At 48.3% G+C, this 21,815-nt stretch carries 24 protein-coding genes; 10 read left to right on the forward strand and 14 right to left on the reverse strand.

Annotation, left to right across the window (positions count from 1 at the left end; all coding sequences use genetic code 11):
• Positions 1 to 129 precede the first annotated feature (129 nt).
• The 4 genes from QXT17_RS08345 to QXT17_RS08360 form a co-directional block, all read right to left on the reverse strand.
• The gene (locus QXT17_RS08345; RefSeq protein WP_020963387.1) at positions 130 to 393 is read right to left on the reverse strand and encodes an AbrB/MazE/SpoVT family DNA-binding domain-containing protein; all 264 of its coding nucleotides are present in this window, start codon (positions 391 to 393) and stop codon (positions 130 to 132) included.
• Between the two features lie 102 nt (positions 394 to 495).
• Positions 496 to 1,068, reverse strand: a complete 573-nt coding sequence (locus tag QXT17_RS08350) for a PD-(D/E)XK nuclease family protein (protein ID WP_020963386.1) — start codon at positions 1,066 to 1,068, stop codon at positions 496 to 498.
• Positions 1,069 to 1,748: 680 nt separating this feature from the next.
• Positions 1,749 to 3,356, reverse strand: coding sequence for an ATP-binding protein (locus QXT17_RS08355; RefSeq protein ID WP_020963384.1), 1,608 nt, complete (start codon positions 3,354 to 3,356; stop codon positions 1,749 to 1,751).
• Entirely contained in the window at positions 3,353 to 4,354 is a 1,002-nt protein-coding gene (locus tag QXT17_RS08360) for a DNA double-strand break repair nuclease NurA (RefSeq protein ID WP_020963383.1), read from the reverse strand. The genes QXT17_RS08355 and QXT17_RS08360 overlap by 4 nt, the downstream gene beginning before the upstream one ends.
• A gap of 253 nt (positions 4,355 to 4,607) precedes the next feature.
• Here QXT17_RS08360 and QXT17_RS08365 point away from each other — a divergent pair, with 253 nt between their 5' ends.
• The 3 genes from QXT17_RS08365 (at position 4,608) to QXT17_RS08375 (ending at position 6,378) form a co-directional block, all read left to right on the forward strand.
• Positions 4,608 to 5,492, forward strand: coding sequence for a hypothetical protein (locus tag QXT17_RS08365; protein WP_020963382.1), 885 nt, complete (start codon positions 4,608 to 4,610; stop codon positions 5,490 to 5,492).
• A 236-nt stretch (positions 5,493 to 5,728) separates the two neighbouring features.
• Positions 5,729 to 5,962, forward strand: a complete 234-nt coding sequence (locus tag QXT17_RS08370; protein ID WP_240366736.1) for a type II toxin-antitoxin system CcdA family antitoxin — start codon at positions 5,729 to 5,731, stop codon at positions 5,960 to 5,962.
• A complete protein-coding gene (locus QXT17_RS08375; RefSeq protein WP_020963380.1) occupies positions 5,962 to 6,378 on the forward strand; it encodes a type II toxin-antitoxin system VapC family toxin in 417 nt (138 codons plus the stop codon). The genes QXT17_RS08370 and QXT17_RS08375 overlap by 1 nt, the downstream gene beginning before the upstream one ends.
• Here the strand turns inward: QXT17_RS08375 and QXT17_RS08380 are convergent, their stop codons facing one another.
• Entirely contained in the window at positions 6,379 to 6,546 is a 168-nt protein-coding gene (locus tag QXT17_RS08380) for a hypothetical protein (RefSeq protein WP_020963379.1), read from the reverse strand.
• Between the two features lie 134 nt (positions 6,547 to 6,680).
• Here QXT17_RS08380 and QXT17_RS08385 point away from each other — a divergent pair, with 134 nt between their 5' ends.
• The 3 genes from QXT17_RS08385 (at position 6,681) to QXT17_RS08395 (ending at position 10,977) form a co-directional block, all read left to right on the forward strand.
• A complete protein-coding gene (locus tag QXT17_RS08385; RefSeq protein WP_020963378.1) occupies positions 6,681 to 8,051 on the forward strand; it encodes an ATP-binding protein in 1,371 nt (456 codons plus the stop codon).
• A 218-nt stretch (positions 8,052 to 8,269) separates the two neighbouring features.
• Positions 8,270 to 9,421, forward strand: coding sequence for an MFS transporter (locus tag QXT17_RS08390; protein ID WP_020963377.1), 1,152 nt, complete (start codon positions 8,270 to 8,272; stop codon positions 9,419 to 9,421).
• A 116-nt stretch (positions 9,422 to 9,537) separates the two neighbouring features.
• Positions 9,538 to 10,977 carry an alpha/beta hydrolase gene (locus tag QXT17_RS08395; protein WP_020963376.1) on the forward strand — a complete coding sequence of 480 codons (1,440 nt, stop codon included), beginning with the start codon at positions 9,538 to 9,540 and terminating at the stop codon, positions 10,975 to 10,977.
• Between the two features lies 1 nt (position 10,978).
• Here the strand turns inward: QXT17_RS08395 and upp are convergent, their stop codons facing one another.
• Entirely contained in the window at positions 10,979 to 11,644 is a 666-nt protein-coding gene (gene upp, locus QXT17_RS08400; RefSeq protein WP_052885707.1) for a uracil phosphoribosyltransferase, read from the reverse strand.
• A gap of 153 nt (positions 11,645 to 11,797) precedes the next feature.
• Here upp and QXT17_RS08405 point away from each other — a divergent pair, with 153 nt between their 5' ends.
• From QXT17_RS08405 to QXT17_RS08415, 3 genes are all read left to right on the forward strand, one after another.
• Positions 11,798 to 12,982, forward strand: coding sequence for a DNA double-strand break repair nuclease NurA (locus tag QXT17_RS08405; protein ID WP_020963374.1), 1,185 nt, complete (start codon positions 11,798 to 11,800; stop codon positions 12,980 to 12,982).
• 6 nt (positions 12,983 to 12,988) lie between these two features.
• Positions 12,989 to 14,668, forward strand: a complete 1,680-nt coding sequence (locus QXT17_RS08410; protein WP_020963373.1) for an ATP-binding protein — start codon at positions 12,989 to 12,991, stop codon at positions 14,666 to 14,668.
• A 70-nt stretch (positions 14,669 to 14,738) separates the two neighbouring features.
• A complete protein-coding gene (locus QXT17_RS08415) occupies positions 14,739 to 14,987 on the forward strand; it encodes a hypothetical protein (RefSeq protein WP_020963372.1) in 249 nt (82 codons plus the stop codon).
• A 115-nt stretch (positions 14,988 to 15,102) separates the two neighbouring features.
• Here the strand turns inward: QXT17_RS08415 and QXT17_RS08420 are convergent, their stop codons facing one another.
• From QXT17_RS08420 to QXT17_RS08430, 3 genes are all read right to left on the reverse strand, one after another.
• A complete protein-coding gene (locus QXT17_RS08420) occupies positions 15,103 to 15,576 on the reverse strand; it encodes a metal-dependent hydrolase (protein ID WP_240366735.1) in 474 nt (157 codons plus the stop codon).
• Positions 15,577 to 15,771: 195 nt separating this feature from the next.
• Complete coding sequence (locus QXT17_RS08425) at positions 15,772 to 16,194, reverse strand: type II toxin-antitoxin system VapC family toxin (RefSeq protein WP_020963370.1); 423 nt, start codon at positions 16,192 to 16,194, stop codon at positions 15,772 to 15,774.
• The gene (locus tag QXT17_RS08430) at positions 16,170 to 16,442 is read right to left on the reverse strand and encodes a hypothetical protein (RefSeq protein ID WP_020963369.1); all 273 of its coding nucleotides are present in this window, start codon (positions 16,440 to 16,442) and stop codon (positions 16,170 to 16,172) included. Before QXT17_RS08430 ends, QXT17_RS08425 begins: the two co-directional genes overlap by 25 nt.
• 379 nt (positions 16,443 to 16,821) lie before the next feature.
• Here QXT17_RS08430 and QXT17_RS08435 point away from each other — a divergent pair, with 379 nt between their 5' ends.
• Positions 16,822 to 17,484: a hypothetical protein gene (locus QXT17_RS08435; RefSeq protein WP_342783043.1), complete on the forward strand. Its 663-nt coding sequence runs from the start codon at positions 16,822 to 16,824 to the stop codon at positions 17,482 to 17,484.
• Between the two features lie 121 nt (positions 17,485 to 17,605).
• Here the strand turns inward: QXT17_RS08435 and QXT17_RS08440 are convergent, their stop codons facing one another.
• The 5 genes from QXT17_RS08440 to QXT17_RS08460 all read right to left on the reverse strand — a co-directional run bounded on the left by QXT17_RS08440 (position 17,606) and on the right by QXT17_RS08460 (position 21,660).
• Positions 17,606 to 17,932: a hypothetical protein gene (locus tag QXT17_RS08440; protein ID WP_342783044.1), complete on the reverse strand. Its 327-nt coding sequence runs from the start codon at positions 17,930 to 17,932 to the stop codon at positions 17,606 to 17,608.
• 16 nt (positions 17,933 to 17,948) lie between these two features.
• Positions 17,949 to 18,692 carry a type II glyceraldehyde-3-phosphate dehydrogenase gene (locus QXT17_RS08445; RefSeq protein WP_342783045.1) on the reverse strand — a complete coding sequence of 248 codons (744 nt, stop codon included), beginning with the start codon at positions 18,690 to 18,692 and terminating at the stop codon, positions 17,949 to 17,951.
• Positions 18,693 to 18,916: 224 nt separating this feature from the next.
• A complete protein-coding gene (locus QXT17_RS08450) occupies positions 18,917 to 19,081 on the reverse strand; it encodes a hypothetical protein (RefSeq protein WP_342783046.1) in 165 nt (54 codons plus the stop codon).
• Positions 19,082 to 19,413: 332 nt separating this feature from the next.
• Positions 19,414 to 19,836, reverse strand: coding sequence for a PIN domain-containing protein (locus tag QXT17_RS08455; protein ID WP_342783047.1), 423 nt, complete (start codon positions 19,834 to 19,836; stop codon positions 19,414 to 19,416).
• A 402-nt stretch (positions 19,837 to 20,238) separates the two neighbouring features.
• Positions 20,239 to 21,660, reverse strand: coding sequence for an ATP-binding protein (locus QXT17_RS08460; protein ID WP_342784299.1), 1,422 nt, complete (start codon positions 21,658 to 21,660; stop codon positions 20,239 to 20,241).
• Positions 21,661 to 21,815 lie beyond the last annotated feature (155 nt).

Raw genomic sequence — 21,815 nt, forward strand, 5'->3', positions numbered from 1 at the left:
TTAACAATGGAGCTTAGCCGAGTCTGGTCGAATTCAATACATCTCTTCACTCCTTGTTGGTATCACTTAACCTCGAAGCTGAGCCCAGCACGCGGCATAGGTGCGTTTAGGTATATGAGGAGGCTAGCGTCAGCAAAGATCTTCATTGAACTCTTCCTCGAGGTCTAGTTCCGCGAGCTCTCCTAGCTTGGCTTGTTTCGCCCTAAGCTTTTCTCTCCTCTGCCTGATCCATTCAAGGGTCTCCTCGATGCCCGGTGCCCTCACTATAGCGAGCTCGTTCTCCCTAGCCTCCACTAGGACGTAGCCGTTTTCCCTAATGCCGTACTTCTCCCGCAAGACCTTTGGGATAACTACCTGACCCTTTGGACCCACCTTCAGCCTAAGTTTAACCATTGGTTATACACATTAATTTACCCTTAGCCACAAAACTATCACTTAAGCTACAACTTGATGGTAGAGAAGGATCTCTCTTACAGCACCATCCATCTTCACATTCTATGTCTTTGTGTATATCTCTATTCCTAATTTTTTAGCTATTTCTAGGGCTTTTTCGTCGGCGTAGGGGGTGACGATTATTAGTCTGTCTGGCTTTTTGCCAGTTGTTTTCTCGTAGAGTTGGGCTTTTCTCTTGAAGGTTGGTATGTCGGATGGCTTTATGTGGGAAGATATCTCTATTAGGATGGTTTTGCCGTCCTTTATGGCTATGTCTATTTCTACCTCGCTTGGGTAATCGTAGACTATACCTTCGTTGTCCTCTGTGATCCATCTCTCTAACTTTACGCCGAATTCTTTCTCTAGTATTCCCTTTAGTGCCTCTCTGAATGCTTCCCCTGTCTGAATTCCCCATCTTGCCCCAAGAGCAGATATCCTTCTTTCGATGAGTTCAAATCCCCTATTCATGTCTTCTCTTAGTTTATTGAAATCTTCTCTTAGCTTGACAAGTTGTTCCTCATGTTTGTCCAGCCTTTTTAGTATTTCTTCTAGGCCGAGGAGGCCGGCTACGGCGTATCTGAACTCTTCGTCCTCCTTTAGGAGCCTTAGGAATCTCTGCTTGAGCTGGGAGCTCATGGATCGCCTTCGCCTTCATAATTTGAATAGTTATTGCCCCTAAAAAAGATTGTTAATGCTTTCTATCTTTACATATGACTATATTTTTGGGGTTCCTTAATTCCCCGTCACTGCTAACATGTAAATTGATAGCTTAATGCTGACACACACCAGTTTGGAAGACCTTGACAGCACTGGTGGTTCCGTATTTGTTTATCTTTGACCCGGGTCTACATTCACATGACGTTTTTAGGGTGTCAATCGTTGACAATTTTTATAGCAATGGTCCTAGTTCCAGTAAAACATATCATCTTGTTTACTTAATTGTTTACGAGACAGAATGAGGCCATTATGAGTGGGGGATCCCTACGGACGTTAAGGAGGTTCCGAAAAACGGTGTCTCTTTTCGTAGATGGATCAGAGTCTTCTTGATGGAGCTTGCTTGGAAAATAAGGATTCGTAGAATGGTTGAAAAGTGGAATGGGCTTCTCGCTGATGTAACACCAAGCCGTGAGGGCTTTGCTGTTGAAAGTGTGAGAGAGGACCGTGAGAGCCATTGATTCTTCTGCCCTGGTTAAGTATTTTTGAGAGCTAGGACGGGGGAGGGTCAAACAGGTAATGGTGGAAGGCTACTTAAGCTTGATCTCTCTGTGAATAATGTTGCGTCGAAATGAAATAAAAGATGGAGTTGTGCGCCGTTTTCAAACGTTAGAGACTTCGGCCGTCCGCTGTTGTAGTGCTAGTTTTTCTTCGCGTATCAGCCTTTGGGCGTATTCTTCGAACTGGTAGATCCTGGTGGATACTGCTAGCCTGAACCCGCTTGGCTGGCTGATTACTACTGCTTCTCCCCTGTCTAGTGTCTTTATTTCTGCCTCTGCGTCGTCTAGGTATGGGCTGTGGTTTATTATGGTAGAGTAGTCGGGCCTCGTTGGGAGGGAGAGGATTATCTTTGTTAGGGACTGTCTCACGACCGTCTCCATGAGCTCGCTTGGCATCTGTGTGATGTAGAGGCCTCCAACCTTGTACTTTCTTCCACGCTTGGCTATTATCGAGAAGATGTTTTCCCTTATCTCGCCCTTCCCGCCCAGGACGTGGGAGCCTAGGTACCTGTGGGCCTCCTCTACCATTATCAAGACTGGGGGGAGCTGGCTCCACTTGTCTGGGAGCTCTTTCCTCATTTTCTCGTATGCCCGGAATATCCTCTCCGCAACCACGGTTGCCAGGAGCTTTTCTTCGCCCTCCGTGGCGAAGGGGGTCTCTATGAGGACCACGCGTCCCTTTGCAATCATCGACAGCACGGTGCCCGCAAGGTCGTAGCCGCAGTCCCTGCAGAATATGTCTCCCTCACCGGTGAGGTACTTTACCTTTCTCTTTGCCACGTTTATAGTGTTTACTCCAGACATTCTCCCAAGCCTTGAGTAGAGCGCCCTTCCCTCTCCAGACAAGAGGTAGTGGACCCACTCTTCCCCGAACTGTTTGTATGCCATCCAGAGGAGCTCTTCCTGCGGCCCAGAGAACTCTCCCGTGAGGGTGAAGTCGCTTGGCCTTAGACGCGTTATGTCCATCTTGAGTGGGTAGGCCGGTATGCTCCTCTCTTCTCCCAGCTCAGGAAGCTCTATCCTGATTCTGCCTGGCCTCTGAACCCTGTCTGAGACGAGGAAGAGGTACTCCTCTGAGAAGGGGAGGTGCGCGAGCCCCATTTCGCCGGGCTTTGAACCTAGTAGGTACTCGCTTTCACAGTCAAATATGACGAGGCTGTATTTGCCAGCAGTGTGGAGAATCGAGCCCGCTAGTACTCTTCCAAAGTTGCTTTTGCCTGCCCCCGTTCCTCCCACTACTAGTACGTGGTGGGGTATCGTCTTTGAGCCGTCGAGGGTGACGTCTACGTCTATAACGTTGTGGCCGAAGCGTATCTTGCCTATGGGTATGTCCCCCGTGTGTAGCCTCAGAGCCTTTAGGTCTTCTTCCTCCAGCTCTTCTACGACGGCAAACAGCGAGGGGACACTGCTTGGCCCGTGGACTTCCCCGTCCATGTCTATCTGTGCAACGATTGTTGAGATGGCTGTGTCGTATAGCCTAAGGTCCCTCTCGCGGAGCTGTACGGCTTCGCCCTTGTCTGCCTTGCTACTTATGATCGCTATTTCTGCCGGAGTAAGCAGGCTTTCTGGCTTGAAGTCTACAACCTTGAGTATGTATGTTCTCCCCTTGTCTTCGACTTTTACCAGCATGCCCCTCTCGACAACGGCTTCCTGCGCTATCCTAAACTTTACCGTCACCCCCTCGGTCCACACTACTATTCCGAGCTTCAAGGTATACCACCCCAGAGATACTTGGCCTTGAACTCTGAGCCACCGCTGTCCTCAAGCAGCTTCGAGGCAATAGACGCCTTGCTGGATATGCCTAGCTCCTCAAGTAGTAGCTCCCTGTCCATAGACAGCTCATCGTCGCTTATCCTGGAAAGGTTGTGGACAATCTTGAGCGGCAACGGGTAGCCCGGCGACGTGAAGTCCTGGAGGTAAGCAAGCATCCCTGACAGGTACTCGAAGTCGGCCCTCAGCGAGAGCTCCCAAGCAACATCGAGCCTAAAGACCGGCCCGCTCGGCGAAAGCTTCACGGCACCTATTCCTATGCCCAGCTTCTCGTCCTCTACGAGGGGATAATAGCTCCACGCCATGTCCCTAAACATCCTGCTACCAAGCCTCGACACATAGCCCAAGGCGCTCTCCCCGCTGGAAAGCCTTATACTGCTACTCTTAGGCATCCCGACCACCCTCCAGTCCCTCTCTACCAGACGCCTGTAGGCCTTAGCGGACATTGTGCCACTCCTAAACACAAGGGGCCTGTCAAGTAGGACGAGCGCACCAGGATAGCTCTTGACGAGGCCAGCCACTGCCTCGAGTTCTACTTCTGCCAGCCAGTCAGCAGCCTCGTCTAGGCTCTCGACCACCTTCACTCTTTTGATTGTATCCATGAGTTTTACACGCTCTACCCCCCTCCATACTCCCCCTGCGACCTTTGCAGACACTATCTTGAAGCTCCCCGCGTCGAAGAGTATTCGGGCCGCCGCGTCCACAGAGACCACGGTCTCCTTGTGTGGAACCTCCTCGACAGCCCTAAACCTTGTCTCCGAGATGGGTGGGCCCTTGATAATCTTCCCGTCAAACCTGAAGTAGGGGTAGGGCTTCACAGGTTCGCCCGTCAGCGTCAGCTGGACGAAGCCCCCCTTCTGCCTATATATCTGGTTGACCTTCTCGACAAGCATTTTCACATCGACATCTAGGTAGCCAGCCCTAGTCAAGGACGCCATACATGATCATATTCTACCCGTGCCACGTCTCTTATAAAAGGCGCGAGAATAACATGGACAATTCTACAGAAAACAATTAGTATCCCCGTATTATATCCGTATTATAGTAGCATTTTTTAGTTACCAGGATAGATGGGAAGATCTGGGAAAATAGTTGCAATAAAATGTTACCATAAACACTTCCCGACAACAATAACACTAGGTATATATACTGGTAACGCGAATTCGTTATAGAGGCAGAAGTGGCGTACCAATGGTAGTAACACTGCACTACGTAGGCTTCCACCCAAACCTGATACTTCAGGGCTTCGAGCAGGTCAGGCTAAAGTATCCAGTTGAACGTGTCTACCTTTTTTACGATGAGAAGCCTGACCGGTACGGGGCGGTGTCGCGGTACAACGTTAAGAGGCTTGCCGAGAAGCTCTCGTTTTTCCAGCCGGTGACTGTCAAGGTTAATCCGCTGAACCAGCAGAGTGTGTATAGCAAGTTTTACCAGGTATTATGGGTTGAGAGGGAAAAGGAGACCCTGATAGATATCACGGATATGCCTCCATTGATGGTTGCGTGTGTTACTAATGTTTCTATGATGTTTCCCGGGAGCAGGCTCTACGCGGTTCAGCCTGAACAGGTGGGCGAATTTATACCTGATCCTGATACGCCGGAGTTTGCGAGGTTTATAGCTAAGAAGGATAGTCTTAGGGCTTCTAGTGGCCCTGGAGCTGTCCAGCAGATAGAGAAGCCTGGCGTAGACTTGTTGCTTGACGAGAACAAGAGGATTAAAAAGAGGGGGCAAAGGAAGGAGGGGGGTTCCGAGGAGGATGAAAAGCTTGAAAAGGAGGTGAGGATTCTGCAGGTGCTCTATCTCAAGAATGGGTCTGCGAGTAGCCTTACCCAGCTTATTCAGTGGATGGGCGAGAACTGGAGGGATCAGGTTGTTAAGGCTACGTATAGCCGCTTGATAAAGGAAATGGAGGAGAAGGGTCTGCTGGTGAGGGAGCTGAACGGAAAGTCGAGGGTAGTAAAGTTGACAAGGCTTGGGGAGGCTATTGCCGAGGCGTACATCAATCTAAATGGTGTTCAGGAGCAGAGGCCTCCTGCACTGCAAATGAAGGAGTTGGCACCAGTTAACGAGATCTAGCTCACTTTTGTGGAGTATGGGTTCTGGTTCGCCGGTTAGTATCTTCTTGGTCACAAGCTTTTAGGTCTTATTATTTGAGCATTGTTTTCTCCATGTAGGTGAAAAATTTTCAGCTGTGCCTATATATTCTGGGCTATAAAAGACAAGATACTTGGCTTTTAGCAGGAATGTATCGACAATCGTTTGAATTGGAATTGGAGTCGTATTTTTATACTACCTTTTTAGGTAATAAGAATGTGGGCTACGTTACTGTGTCTACTAAGGTGAAAAGGGAATTGTTGGAGAAGGCTAGGAGATACAATGTGAACGTTAGTCAGGTTTTGCGGAGGGCTCTCGAGGAAGAGGTTAGGCGCAGAGAGCTGGAATGGGCTGTCAGTGTCATGGATGATATTTCTCGTAGGGCTAAATTGGAGAAGCCCTCTGATGAAGTGATAAGAGAGTTTAGGGAGTCTCGGAGAAGGGTGGCTTAATGAGGGTCGTGCTTGATGCGAGTGCATTGGCGAAGTGGTTTCTTGTAGAGGAGGAATCAAGGGAAATGAAGCTCCTTCGCGACAAAATTATTGGAAGCGAGATTGAGGCCCATGTTCCTAGTCTTGTATTTGTTGAGCTTGCAAACCTGCTTAGGTATTCGCGGGGCTTAACGCCTGGAGATGTCGCGGATGGTGTTGCGGCAACGATGAGTATTGGACTTGTTGTTCACGACTTTGTGGAAGTTCTTGGTGAAACTGTCAGTATAGCTTTTGAAAAAGGGTTAACTGTCTATGACTCGATTTATGTTGCTTTGGCCGAGAAGCTTGACGCTGTTCTTGTCACGTATGATAAGGTGTTGCTGAGAGAGGTAAAGAGGAGCAAGAAGGCCAGCCAGCTCCTTGAGGCTTATTCGTAATTACTGCAACAGACATCTTTGGTTCAAAGGTATAAGCGTAGCCTCCCCCCTCGCCGCAGACCCATAGATAACGACAGATACTAGGTCGTCTCCAGGCTTCTCATGTAGGGCCTTAACTAGTTCGTCAAGCAGGCTTTGGTAGGGCTCCTTTAGGCGTCGTTTGTTCAAGCTCTCTCAAGAATGAATCTCTACCTCGTATAGTTATGAGCTTTTGGCTCTTCCGCAGAGTTAAACCGTGCGAGTAACGCTGTTCGCTTGGTTGTAGTAACATTTAAATTGTTACAATCTAGATTGTAACAATTATGATTGTAAGATTTGTTGATAGGAGAGAGGAGTTAGAGCAACTAGGGGAGCTGTGCTCAAGTGGAAAGTCCCAGCTTGTCATTGTTTATGGGAGGCGAAGAGTGGGCAAGACTAGGCTACTACTGGAACTCCTTCGCAAGAGGAGGGGGCTGTACTTCTATGTCCCCAGGGGAGGCTCTGAGACTATACTTGAAGAGTTTTCCCGCAGTGTAGAGGGCGAGTTCTTTAAGGGGTTTAGGTTTCCAAGCTTTCACTCTTTCCTCGAATATCTCGCTACCAAGATGGAGCAGGGCTACCTTGTCGTTATTGATGAGTTTCAGAGGCTTGGAGAGGTTGAGGGGGCGCTTTCCCTTCTGCAGAGGTACTGGGACGAGAAGCTGTCTCGGACAGGTTCAGTCCTTGTACTTTCGGGCTCGGCTATAGGCACAATTGTCCGCGTTGCTCTGCGTGGGGATGCCCCGCTCTATGGCAGGAGGACGGCTGTCATCAAGCTTGAGCCCCTGGGATTCGGAGGGGTTCTAGAGTGGTTTGACAGGCTGAGCCCGGTAGATGCCGTGAAGATATACGGCGTTTTTGGCGGGACCCCGGCATACCTCGAGCTTGTCGACGAGAATGAGAGCCCAGAGGAGAATGCTGTTAAGCTAGTCCTCAGCAAGCGTGGTGCCCTACACGAAGAGCCTGTATACCTCCTGATGGAGGAGCTTAGGGCTCCAGCAAGGTACATGGATATTCTAGGCGCAATTGCCCAGGGGAGGACAACTCTCAGCGAGATAGCCAGCGCCACAGGGCTAAAGAGGGAAAACGCTACAACGTACCTATCCTACCTGGAGCTCCTGGGCCTAATCGAGAGGGAAAAGCCTCTGGTGGGGAAAGGCCGTTCTCGGTACACGATACGGGACCCCTTCTTCTCGTTCTGGTTCAAGTTTGTATGGCCGAACATGCGTTCTCTCGAGGCTGGGCTTGAACATGAAGTCTGGGAAAGGGAGCAGGAAAACTTCAACACTTATCTAGGATGGGTATTTGAACGCATAGCACGCGAATTCGTTGTACAGGCAACGAGGCGAGGCGAGCTACCTGTGAGGCCCGAAGCTGTTGGGGGCTGGTGGAGCAGAGACAAGGAAATAGATATCGTGGCTGTGTCTAAAAGTGAAGGTGCTGCACTGCTCTTTGAGGTTAAGTGGAGTGATTTGGACATGCGGGAAGCAGAAAGTCTCGTTGCGAGTCTTGAACGGAAAGCCGTAGAGCTGGAGGTAGGGGAGAAGATATATGGAATCATAGCCAGAAACATAGAAGACAAAAGTGAACTTAGAAAAAAGGGCTATCTGGCTTATGACCTTAGCGACATCTATGGCCTTCTTAAAAGCCAGTAACAAGTTGTCCTAAGTTGAATTATCATATGGGCAAATGATTCATGTGAAACTCTTTTGATAATAAACCTGGAGTAAAAACCCTACACTAACTTGTCTGCTTATAAAAGATTCATATGATTTATAACATTGTTGAACTTTTCTCTGCAAATATATTTAAAAGAGCAAACTTGAGAAGATTAAAGCACTAGAAAAATTTCCACGAATGGAGAGGGTGACTCGTGGCTCTTTACCGTAACAGAACATTGCTTGCTCTAGCCTTTTTCCAGGTATGCGCCGGCCTTATCGAGGTTGAGAGTATTCTCTTTGGAGCCTTTATGTCTTCGCTCGGGGCCACACCTGATACTTTGGGCTTTGTTCTTGGGGCAGGATACGCTGTGGGTGTTTTAGGCTCAATTCTTGGTGGGCGGCTGGTGGACATAGTGGGGGCGCGTATAGTTTTCCTTGGAAGCATAGCCCTAAGTATAGTTGGCCTAGTTGTGGAGGCATTTTCTCCTACCTGGATTGTTGCAGCCGTGGGTTTCTTCATGATTCAGTTTTCACAGATGTCGCTTCGGCCCTCTGCTCTCAGAATCATAGCCGAGGCTTTTCCGGACTCGATGGGCGCGGCCCTGGGATTTCTCTACACGGCATATTCTGGGGTTGCCGTGGCTGGCCCACTGCTTGCAGGGTGGCTGGCACAGCACTACGGATGGAATGCAGTCTTCATGGGAAAGGCCGGGCTCTACCTGCTTGCCTTTTTTGTCTTGGCAATGTTTATACCGACCGGAGGAAAGCTAGCTTCATTAACGCAGGGAGAGAATCTTAGGGGCTGGATGTCTGTTTTCAGGAGGATGCCACTCGTAATGTTGTATGTTGCCGCATTTATAGGAGCATTTTTTAGCTATGCTTCCTCTTTTCTTTCCTATGATCCCCGTCTTTCTGCTAGTCCCCTAGCTCTTGCAGTTTTCCCATCCATATTTAACTTGTCCCAGCTTGTTAGCAGTTGGCCTTCTGGAGTTCTTGGCGACAAGGCTGGTTACTGGAAGATTGTATTAGGGGGAGCTGTGATAATGGGTTGTGCATGGCTTCTTTTCCCAATTCCCAGCGAGACCGTATTCTTGTACATTCTCTACTTGGTGTTTTCTATTGGAAGCATCATGTCTAACTACATCGAGGTCTTAGCCGTGAAACTTTCACCAACCACTGGGCAGGGGCTATCAGTGGGTTTTCTTGATGCCGCGAGGTTTATGGGCTTCTCGTTGGGCGAGATTTTTGGCGGAATGCTGTGGCAGTATGCTGGGCCAAGCGTCTCCTATTTGCTGGCCGGGCTGGGCTATATACTTGCATATGTTTTCCTGCTTCTAAGCTACAGATCCTCGAAAGAAAGCTGAAACTATATGATGGTCTCTACTTCTTCTTTATGTTGCTAACCTTTTCCTCTATTTTTGCCGGGAATCGTTGTGTAAAAAGATAAATGCGTTTTCTATGAAATTGTCCAGGTGTCCAGATGACTAACAAGAAGTTAACTATCATTTCGATTATCTTGATCTTGCTGTTCTTGTCCCTATCCCTTTACAATTCCGGCGTCCTAATGCATGGGATCAAAGTAGAAGAGGGATATGTCTCGTCACAAGGGGCCACCCTTAGGTATCTTGCATGGATCCCAGAAGATACGCCTGTAAAGGGTACAGCTGTGCTTTTCCACGGCTACGGCGGGAGCTCTGAGATGATGAGCTGGATAGGTGTAGAGCTTGCACGACAAGGCTATGTTGCTGTGGCTTTTGACTCAAGGGGCCACGGGAAAAGCTCTTCAACGGTTAGCTACAACGTTTCCACTTTGTTGCGTGATTATTACAGTGTAGTAGGTGCAGTAGATCGCGTCACGGGAGAAGTTGTCCTCGCAGGCCACAGCATGGGTGGAAGGGCTGTTCAAGAAGTCGGCTCGAGGATAAATGCTTCAAGGGTAATAGTGATAGCCTCCTCGCCCCTCAATACTACTAGTGTCGAGAAAAAGCTACTTGTCTTAGCCATGCAGGACGAAATCTTCACCTTTAGCAACATACCTATAAACAGGCTCAATGGATGGGAAATCTATGTCTCTCCAACCGACGACCACCTCACAATCCTCTACAACCCAGCCGTAGTAGACAAAATTGTGTCCTGGACAGTTGGAAAAGCCACATACACATATGCCTGGTCTAGGCTTATAGTGACGCTCTTATTAAGCGTGTTAGCGGTACTACTCATGATCATTGTCCCACTACCCTTTATCGACACCGATGCGGCTAGCTACCGAGAGGCAAAGACGGCCCCGAGACTCTCATGGGAAAATATAGCCGTGTCGGCACTTGTAGCCCCCCTAGCATTCCTTTTCTTCAACGCGTTTACAGGCATTACGAGGGCTCCCATTGGAAGCTTTATCCTAGGAGTATTCTATAGCCAAGCACTAGGTATCCTCTTTCTTTACAGGAGACAGCTGTCCCAGATCAAACCATTTATAGGGAAATTTAGCCCCGCTGCGTTACTTTCGGGGATAACGCTAGCAGCCTATTCATACCTAATGATGCATTCCGCCCTCCAACCTTTCCTTAATGTTGAGCCAAGCATCTACAGGCTCGTAATCCTACTAGTTCTCTACGTGCTGTTTCTACCCCCAGTTTTTGTTCTCGAGGCTTTTAGCCCCCGCGGCGGCACGTCGAAAGTCTTTCTCGTGAGGCTTGCATCAAAAGCGGCTTGCTTTGCTGTTGCTTGGCTTGTCCTCAAGATCGCCATTGGAGGCGGGTTTGCAGGCTATTTCCTAATAGTTGTCTTCATTAGCCTCGTCCTATTGATACCTCTAGACCTACTAGCTTCAGTCATTGCCTCTAGGAAAATTGAACAGGCGAATGTGGTCTGGCTCCCAATACTACTCAGCATTTTACTGGGCTCGGTTACGCCTGTAACTTAGCCTAGGTCCCGAATGCCCTGTCTCCCGCGTCTCCGAGGCCGGGAACGATGTATCCCTTGCTGTTTAGCTCTGGGTCGACCGCAACCGTGTAGAGCTTCAGGTCTATCCCCGCGTCTTGGGCGAACTTTCTGAGCTTCTCGATGGCTATCGGAGTGGATATCACAGATGCGATATAGTATTTCTTTGCGCGTCCCCTCTTCAAAAGCTCTCTCAGCACAGCGATCAGAGTTGAGCCGGTAGCAACCATCACGTCGCTAATTATTACAATGTCGTCGCCGCCAAACTTGGGGATCTTTACATAGTTTATCTCGATGTCAAATTCCGTGCCGTGCATTCCCTTCTCTTCTACTCTCCGCGCCGCGACGACGCCTTGCCTTGCAGAGTAAAATATCTTTACGAGTCCCTCGGTTAGGGGCCACGCGGCTCTGAGAACAGTGACTATGCAAACGTTTTCGAAGCCCTTGATCTTTATGCCTCTATAGGTGACCCCCAGTGGGGTCTCTACGGGGTTTTCCTCGGTTTCAAAGTCCTCGACTATTTCTAGTCCGAGTACCCGTCCGAGGCGTACAAGCCCCTTTCTAAACTCTACTTGGCTTGTGTTTTTGCTACGGATCTGTGTTAGAATTGCCTGTGCATATTTCTTTTCTATGACCTTGTAGTCGAACAATGAACCCTTCTCGGCAAACACGGGAAACAGATATAAATCTTTCTAGTTTTGAGTGCCAGGAAAAGGATGCTCCAGGTTTAGTTGTTTTCACTTTCGGTTTACTTTCTACAATAATTTATTAGTTGTAGACGCGTTTATTATCCTAGGCCATATATGGAGCATGCATTGCTACATGTATCAGAGGAGCTTCTAAGGGGAGTAGAGAAAGAGCTTGCAGAAGAGGCAGAGCCTATTAGTGGAAAACCTTTTACGAGTACGGGATACGTTGATGGAAGCAACGTCGTTGAGCCGAGGAGGAGTATACACGTTGCAGTATTCTCTGTTGCATCCATTCTCCTAAAAAATGGAAAATATTCTGCTCTAGCTAGGGGGGCAGAGGAGCCAATCGTCTCTGTTATTGTGCCCAAGAGCTATGGCGAGCAGAGGGCAAACCTCTTGATGTCCATCATCGAGCTCCTAGCTGCACGAAAAGCTTTGACTAGTAGCCTTGAGGCTATCTTACTAGACGGGAGCTTCATATCCGAAATGATGACAGTTTTCAGCCACCCAAAGGACGCCGCAGAGGCTCTGGGCGAAGACTATAAAAAGATTCTCGATAATTTGCCGGACGCGGAGCATCTTGGAATAGAGCTAGAGGATAGAGACATATCCCCAAATTCTGTAATGGGGCTGTTTAAGGAGATTTCTGACAAGGCCTGGCAAATATACAAGGAAAGAAACACAATGTTTGAGAAAACCTCTTCGAAGAAGAGCTTTCTTGACTTTGTATGCGTCTACGTCGAGACAACAGTATACCTTAAAGCCCTGAGAGACTTGTTGACAGCTAGCCGGGAGCTACAGGTGCCGCTCTTCTGGGTAGCAAAAGACTCAGAGACAAACCTGCTTGTCGAAAAAGTTGGGCTCGAGGGCTGGCTCAACGATGTAACCCTGCTTGACTATGCATGGAGAAACCTCGAAGACGCATACACAACTCTTAGGGGGAAAGAGTTTGGACGACTAAAGCCATGCGCGGCCGACAGGAAACTTGTCTCGGAGATCTTGGGAACCTGGGGCGACTACTCTGTCTTGTATTTTAAGCTGAGAAAACTTGGACCAGTTCTACAGATGACCTATCCAAGCTATGTGGACGAAGATGAGGCTCTAAGTGCCCTTGCGACCCTGAAGGAGCTCTCGGACAGTAGGGGCTACCCGAAGCCTCTCAGCTATGTCCACCACATGGCCGTGCTGAACCCAGAGATTGCGCGCCTTGTCGCTGACGAGATTTATAAGCGTAAGGCAGACTCTATTGTTAGGGCCGCTTACGCTCCAAGTGGAAGGGTGAAGGCTGGTCTGAGGTGAAGAGTTGTGGAGATAGGTAGGGTTACAAATGTCTATGGTCAGAGCCTCGTCAGGTTTGGTGTCCAGGAAGAAAAACTGGAACATATTGCTAAGCCAGGGGTATACGTAAAGATGGAGATAACGCGTGGATGGGCCTACGCAATGGTCGTGAGCTTTAATCTTCTAGACGAGCTGTACAGGAAAAGTAGGATTATAGAGGAGCTTGAAGGATACCCGGAGATACGCCCGACACGTAACGAGCTTGTAGCCATGCTTGTAGGCTTCCATGACGGGAAGAGCTTTATAAGGGGCGTGCCTGAGCTACCGAAGCCTGGGCAAAAGGTTTACCTTGCAACAGCAGAAGAATTATCCAGCTTGACCTCAAATGGAGAGATAAAAATTGGCAAGCTCTCGCAGAACCCCGAAGTGCCATACACTTTATCACTCAACATGCTATGCTCTAGGCACTTCGCTGTCCTCGCGATGACTGGCGCGGGAAAATCAAATACCGTGGCAGTTATTCTTGGCGAGATATCTGAAAAGTTCCCCTACGCAAGGGTTCTCGTAATAGACACACACAACGAATACATACCAATGGCTGAAGCCTCGAGCAACATCAGGGTCATAAGCCCCGCAGGCAGAATTGCGAAGCTGTTAGAGGCAAGGTACGGGATAAAGCCCCAGCCTCTAGAGGTCCCCCTCTGGAGCCTCGGCCTAGAAGAGGTTGCAGGCATACTAAAACTAGACCCGTCCCGCGCAACAAAACAGATAATGTATCTCCGGAACGCTGTACAGGAGGCTAGGAGGCAGAGATACAGCCACGCGTCGACAGACGACCCAATATACTATACGCCCGAGGAGCTACTCGAGATCCTAGAGAAAACATCTGTGAGGAACAAGTATGACCGGTCCCTCGACGACCTGATACTCAAGCTAGAGATGCTCCTAGAGAACACGGAGCTCTTCTACATTACGCGTCCAAGGACAAGCGACAAGCTCTACAGCTCCCTGAGCATGGAAGAGCCCAGGAAAAGCCTAGAAACATACATGGGGATATACAGCTCCCTACTGTCGCCTGGAATAACACTGCTATCGCTGGGCGGGCTCTCCAGCGACATACAGACATCCACAGTGGCTACCGTGCTGAAGTCTTTCTGGCGCATAACAACTGCGAGCGTCCTCGCCGGGAAGCCGCAGCCAACACTGATAATAATCGAGGAGGCACACAACTATGTCCCGCAGGGCAGGTGGAGCCCCGCGAAGGAAATTATCGAGAAGATAGCCAAAGAGGGCAGAAAGTTCGGGATAGGCCTTGGGATAGTAAGCCAGAGGCCTAGAGAGCTCTCACAGACAGTTCTCGCCCAGTGCGGCACGCTGATAGCACTTAGAACCGCGAACCCCAAGGACCAAGAATACATCCTCGGAAGCATGGAGGACGTCATGCAGGAAATGGTTCAAGGGCTTTCTGGGCTAATGACGGGAGAAGCACTTATCTCTGGCTCAGCCGCCACCATACCAGGAATAGTCAAGGTAGACAACTTTACAGAGCGATTCGGATACACGCTTGGAGGAAAAGACATAGACTGGAACAAGGCATGGACAACACCCCCAGAAAAACTCGACCTAGCAGACTACCTCCTTAGCACCGAGGAACAAGAGGAACAGCAAAAAACCACAACAATAGAAGACTTCCTGGGCAAGCAATAAGTTTCAAGCGACCGCGAGATCTGCCTCCTTAATCTTTTTATATATTTCATCACTTTTGTTAATAAGGAAGGTGTCCGTCGGGAGACAATTACTTGAAGAGCTCCGCCGCGATGAGGAACTGAGGAGGATGCTCGCTGAAGAACTCATTCCGGAGGCACTTAGATACAGAGAACTAAGAAGAACAATGCTGGTTGCTCTCTCCAGAGAGATGGCAACGAAAGACGATATAGGGAGCGTTAAAGAGGAAATAGATAATCTGCGAAAAGAAATAAACAGTAGGTTGTGTCTCTTGAAAATAGAGTCTCTATGCTTGAGATGAGAATGTCTAGAATAGAGGGGCAACTATCCCTCCTAGTCAAGATATTCCTCGTTTTCAATGCCTCAATACTCATAGGAATAATAGGAATACTGCTAAAATCGTATGTACCCTGGGACTATAAGCTGTCTCCTCTCAACCCAGAATACTGCTTACTTCGTATTGCAATCACTAAGTAAAGAACTACTCCAACAATAAAAGAAGCCACACATAATTCATAAATCGGTCCACTAAGCCAAGGAGCATACAGAGGGTTAGCCTCCAGCGGGAAAAACGGCCTAATATCTGAGTATAAGGGAGAATCCAGCAATACATGAGAAAACGTCCCCAAGACTCCGCCACCAATAAAGGAGGCTCTAGCTAAAAGATCTTCCTCTAAATGAGGCGTGCGCCATAGCTCGCCTAAATATTTCTCCAGCAGAAACATGGTGTATCCAATCAGGACTCCGAAGGGCAAAGCCAATAGAAAGGTATGAAGATAGCCGTGCAGGGGATAGTTCAGCCCAAGCACCAAGACAAGGAAAGGCTCGATGTCTACAGCTACACTGGCAACAAGAAGAGTTGGTAAATGTAGTTTTTTCCGCAGGGGCAAACCGAAAACAAGGGAAGGTCCCAAATGAAGAGGCGTAAAGGGCATAAAATCAAAATGTGAATACACAATATATTTTTTATGGAACATCGTGCCGGTTTAAGCCCTTGAATTTTCGTCCCAGCCTATCTATCCTCGGCTCTTTGTTACTAGATTTAGCTTTCTCGTAAGAGTGTGTAGAAAAGCTGACTGTGTGGTTTAAAGGGTAATAATGGGGGTTGCATAGTCTGGCAAGCGTTCCCAGTCTCTGTCAAGAGTTATTATGCCTAGCTTTCTTTTTTTGGCTGTTATAGCGTTGAGTGCATCTCCAGGATCTACCCCTCTCTGTATAACCAAGCCTGTAGCCTCCCTAAGCTCAGTAACCGTAAACTTCTGCTCTAGAACCTCTATTCCGAGCTCTAGGAGTAATGAGGGGAGCAGCTCGATCAATCGCTCGTAGCCCCTGGCCCTCTTGTTATCTCCTTTAGCCCGCCAAATATTTCTCGACTCGAGCGCCCAGTTGAGGTATTCAAGCAGGACAATTGGGGTCACGTACAGCTTCGTGTTGAGGGTCTTTAGGGCCTCCAGTTTCCTGGAGACCAGGACGCACGTGTCTATTATTGCCCCTCTACGCTCCTCCAAGCTCTTCGCCTCGCTAGTTCCTCGATCTCTTTCGGTGTTGGTTCTCCTAGTTCCTCTAGAAGGGCGAGGTACTCCTTTATGGCGGTACCTGGAGACAATTGCTCGAGGGCTGACAGGATGCGTTCTCTCGAGGCTGAGAGCAGAATCACGTCATCGGCCTCGGCCATGTAGAGCTCTGACCTCCTCAGCTTCCTCGAGAGGTAAACCCTGCCCTTTGCGTCAACCTTTCTAACGCTTATCTCTTCCATAGTCCCACTTACAGTTTTAATTTTGCCCCACTTTATTAAATTTTTTGTCCCACATCTGAAATAGCTTTGAGCAAGGTCTAAAGTCTCTTAGAAATCCTTTTCTTTTGTGTAGGGATGATTGATCGAATGGAAATATAGTGCGCGCTATGTTTCTTTAGTTTTATGAATTTAGTGAGATTTCTAGCCTCTAAAAGGCACGCCTAGCACACAAATTTTTAACAACATATGTCTAAAGCAATGAGAAAGTTGACGAGATATATTTTTCCCGCATACCATTCCCTGCGTGTCCGCCTAGGCCTTTTTAGGTCTCGACTCAGTCTCGTACAAGCTCGGCCACATCGCTACCTTTTTATAAAAATTCTCTCCATTTTATATATGGATGGCAAAGAGATCCACCAGGCTAAAAGAGGAAATGCTCGAACTCCTGGAAAGGGATAAGGAATTCAGATACGCGGTAGCTGGCTATCTAGGAATCTCCGAAATAATGAAAAGGCTTGACTCCCACGAGGAAAAAATGGCTCAAATACTTGATGAAGTGAAAAAGCTATGGGAAGAAGTAAAAGGGTTGAGAGAAAGCCAAGAAAAGATATGGGAAGAAGTCAGAGCTCTACGTAAAGGACAAGAAAAACTATGGAGAGAGGTAAAGCACATCCATGTCACAACAGACAGGCTAGCCCTGAGCCTAGAGGAAGAGGCTCGGAGCTTCATAGCCCACAGGCTTAAACAAGAGCTAGGAATAGACGTGGAGCTGGACCGCGTCTTCGTTGACTCCGAGGAAATAGACATCTATGGCGCAACAGGGGACATCTGCATAATCGGCGAGGCAACAACGAGGCTTGGACCAAAACGCGTCCAAAGACTCATAAGGAGAATAGAGCTTATCAAACAGAGAAGACCGGAGCTTCTCAGGAAGAAAATCATCAAAGCCATCTACACCTATGTAGCCGTCCCACAGGCCTTGGAAATCGCCACAAACAACAAAGTCTGGGTACTCGACTGGCAGAGAAACCTAACACCCATAGCCATAGAGGAGACAAGCTGAAAACTCCACTAATCCTACACATAAAGACCTCTGTTATTTATAACTTACAGTCACAATAAATCCTTTCAAACAACAAAATAGAAACCTTAGTAAGCCAATCTCAACGAGCTTCCCAGAGATCTCAGAGGATACTAGACAATTTCTCAGCCCTGATGATAGTGGCCCTCGCCACCGTCAGCGAGATTCTCCCACTAAGAACCCCGAGGGACGAATCCGTCATGCGCACGCTCTCCACTGAGGGGACATCCGTGGCAAGCGCCCTCACGGCATCAATGTTCTCAGGAACCACCACGCTCTCCTGGTGGACAACGTAAGCAAGCACGACGTAGCCATCGTCAACTGCGACACTTTGCTCCAACACGGCCACCTCGAACATGTCTCCCCTTGACCTGAGCTCCCTGAAGAACTCAGCAAGGTCTGCGGTCGCGTTGAATGGCTCCCCAGCCAAAACCACCCTAGGCGCGTTACTCAGAGCCTCGACTACCTCGTCTTTTGTTACTCCCCCTCTCCGCGAACCTCACCCGTGCCATATGGAAGTGTGACAGAGTAGTTGGGGCAACAGCTGCAACCGTTGTTATGTTGACCGGGAGTACAAGCTTAACGTCACGGGCGTGATGAGACGGTACACCACCATCAAGAGTAACGGTGTTTAACCTCGCCCCCTTCCTATCCGCTGGGTCGTGGGTCCTCCTCAAAATTGCGACAAAAACCTCCTCAACGGTGCCCACTTTCCCCAACGCTTTCAGTACCCTGAGGATCCCCGTAGTGTTGCAAGAGGGAACCCTGACATACTTCCTCCCCCTAGCCACATCATAGTTGAAGAAGGGACTGAACGTCACCTCTGCGACCCCCGGCTCTTCTCCTCCCTGGAACACCACCCTGACCCCACTCTGCGAGTAGAACCTCCTCTTGTTCTCCGCGCCGACACCCCCAGGAGACGCATCCACAACAACGTCCACTTCCCCGCTTGAGAGGAGTTCGCTGAGCCTCCCCGAGGTTGTTATCCCAGCCCTCCTGAAGGCCTCCTCGCTCTCCTTGTCACAGGCAACTAGGGGTATTTCCCTTGTTCTTCTCAGAAGCGCGAGGACGTTAGCGTTTGGTCTCGGAGTGCACACACCAGCAAGCTCCATGTCGCTCTGAGCCATGACTGCGTCGGCAACCCTCTTGCCAATGGTTCCGTAGCCGACCACGAGTACTCTTGTCTTCACAAGTTGTGGAAAAAATCATTATCATTAATAAATATTATTGTTAACATTAACTCCTAGATATGCTTGGCCTAATAAGCCAGAAAGGCTCCATGAATATATCCACCTTCAATAAGTGCTCGCTAAAGTATTTTGAGTATAGTAATAGGTGTTTTAGAAGTCGTGACCCTTTTTAGGAATGTTGGATGTATGTTATATTGCTCCTACCAACTTGAGTAGTATGAGTATTACCGTTGCCCCCATATCGTCAGGATGATGCCTACTGTCCACTTGAAGTTGCTGTACATCTCTTTTCTGAGGTGTGCCATCTCGCCTCGTATCCGCGTTATTTCGTTTTTTAACTCTTTTATGTCCTCTTTTTTAGCTACGTCGGGTAGGATGGAGTTCAGCATGAAGAGCCTGACCTAAGGCTCGGAAACGATGAGCTCTGCGAGCCTCATCCTCAGTCTCTTGTCGACTTCTATATCCTCTAATACCCTCTCTGCAAGGGAGGTTTGCATTTGTTTCAGTGATATGTGGGGGAGTGCTGTATATGAATTCTGCTTAGAAGAGTTTACGAGGACAAGTTACTTCTGCCGCGCCTTAAAGGGTGTTGACGAAACTTTGTGTTTGTTTATAGTTTTCCCGGCTTGCTGAGATAAATGTTGAAGCCTACCAGTGAAGATTATGCCATGGAATCCTATAACGCTTTAATTAGTTCAAGTCGTCGAAAGTAGAAAGGGGATTAAGAGCTTTTGGGAATTTCTTGTAGCTTGCTCGGGTGCAGGTATCTTAATTCCTTGACGCTCGAGTACTTCTTGTCGAAGCTGACTAGAGTTGCTTCTGCACTTATGGCAACTGCTGCATGCAACGAGTCGAAGTAGAAAAGGTGGTGCTGGGTTCTTAGGGCGAGCGCTTTTTCCATATGGGTGGGGCGGGGAAGTGAGATATTTATGTTGTAGTAGGCTATCAGGCTCTCTTGAGACGAATAGAAGTCCGGGAGTACGACTTTTATTCGTCCCGAGCTTATGAGGAGGTCTAGCTCAGCTAGGCTGTAGGGGCTGAGTAGGAGGGGTTTAAGGATGCGGAGCGCCTTCAGTGAAGTCTCGTGGTTTTTGTCTCTCGGCGAGGCAACTGCGAGGATGAGGTCGGTTTCTATTAGGCACACGTTTACCCCTCGATAAGTTTTTTGGCCTCTTTCTCGGCCGTTCTTCTAAGTTCACTTATCTCTAGCTCAACGTCTTCTGTGCCCTTTATGACTGCTTTCATTAGTAGCTCAACTTGGTCTGGGACTGGCTCGAGAATTATCCTGTTCCCCTCTACCCTAGCCTTTACTGATTTATTTATTCCGAGTTTTTTCTTAGTGCCCGAGGAAGTAGAAATCTGCCCTTCTTGTCAACTCTTAACACTTGTTCCATTTCCCGCCGTGGAATATTTTGAAGTATACTTTATTAAGGTTTTCTAACTTGGCGCTACCTAAATAGCTGTAGGGATTCTCATGTATAGAGAAAGGAACCCATGGAAGAGACGAGATACATATCCAGCGATAGGCGGGGTTGTTTGTCTTGTTTTAGGCTATGCTTTTTTGGATGCATGACTGGTAGCAGAGTTCCTGCAAGTTTACGAGTTTCACGTCTTCTTCTTGTGTGAACGTGAAGCCGCTTCTTGAATATATGTAGTAGACTTCTTTTCTCTCGTTTTTCTTCCAGTCGAATTCTTGGGCTTTGGCTTCTAGCTGTCTTAGGACTTGTTTGTCTACTGGCTTGTTTGTCCATTTTGCCTCCATGAAGTATGCTGTTTTGGTTTTCTCGTCTATTGCTACGCCGTCTATTTCTGTTTCGCCTTTCCACCATTTTCCAATCCTTATTGCTGGGACTGCATGGGAGAAGTGTTCAAGGGCGATTTCCTCGAATACTTGGGATACGTATTGGTCGAGGCTTTCTTTTACCCTCTGGGCTACCCTTTCTACTTCTCCTAGTTCGAGTATGTAGAGGTTGGGCCTTACAAACTTGAACCAGAAGCGTATAAAATTGTCCTTTATGATGTATATTGCTCTTCCACGTCTCCCCTCCTCTAGGAGTGGATATCGCTTCTCGACTAGGTCTAGTAGTGCCTCGAGAGTCCTGATGTATCTTGGCAACTCGTTTGTAGAGATCCCACTCTTGGAGGCTATCTCGCCGAGAGTTATGGCACCCGACGCCATCGCCTCGAGTATGGCCATGTATCGTAGCGGCTCTCGTGTCTCAGTGGAGAGTAGGAAGTATGGTTCCTCGTGTAGTGGGCCGCTTGGCTCCAGTATGTTGCGTTTTATGTTGTCGATTAGTGTCTTTGATGTGTCTATATGTGATAGATAGGCGGGTGTGCCTCCATAGACGGCGTAAGCCCGGATCTTGTCCTCGCAGGGCCAGCTCTTCATAAACTCTTTTGCACACTTGAAAGTGAATGGTTTTAGTTTGAATTGTCCCGTTCGGCGACCAAAAATGGGAGAAGATGATGACAGCGCTATTTTCTCGATTACCCCTATAGAGGAGCCGCTCAAGACAAGAAAAATGTTAGAGTTTCTGAGAAAGTTGTCCCAGGCAGACTGTAGCTCCATCAAGAAGGATGAGTCGCTCTCGGCGAGTCTCTGGAACTCGTCAACAATGAAAATTGTTCTTTCCCTGCTGCTTTCCTGAGCCATGTACCTGAACAAGTCTTTGTAACTGAGGAACATGGGAGGATACACGCCTAGCTGGTCTGCTATGGCTTCTGAGAAATCTTGGAGGACGTTTCCAAGCCTTGAAACCACGAAGTATACTCCTTTTTTGCCTTCGAGGAATTTCCTCAATAGGAAGGTTTTGCCAACTCTTCTACGTCCGTAGATTATTATTAGTTCAGCCCGGTTAGAGAGGTACCTCTCTTCTAGGAATTGTAGTTCTCTTTCCCTATTTATGAATATATTCATCATGTTTATGATCATTATGAACGTGTTCATATAGTTTTCTGATGTCACGAGCGCTTGGGAAAAATCTCAACAGACTGAATCATACAAAGGTAGGTTGTCTCGGGGTGGCTGGGGGTTTACTAGACTTTAGGCTTGGAACGTGTATTTGAAACAGGTTGAGCTTTGGAGGTTAGGTGGTACGTGGTTAACTTTATTACCATAAT

The sequence above is a fragment of the Thermofilum sp. genome (genome assembly GCF_038871435.1).
GTDB lineage: Archaea > Thermoproteota > Thermoprotei > Thermofilales > Thermofilaceae > Thermofilum > Thermofilum adornatum.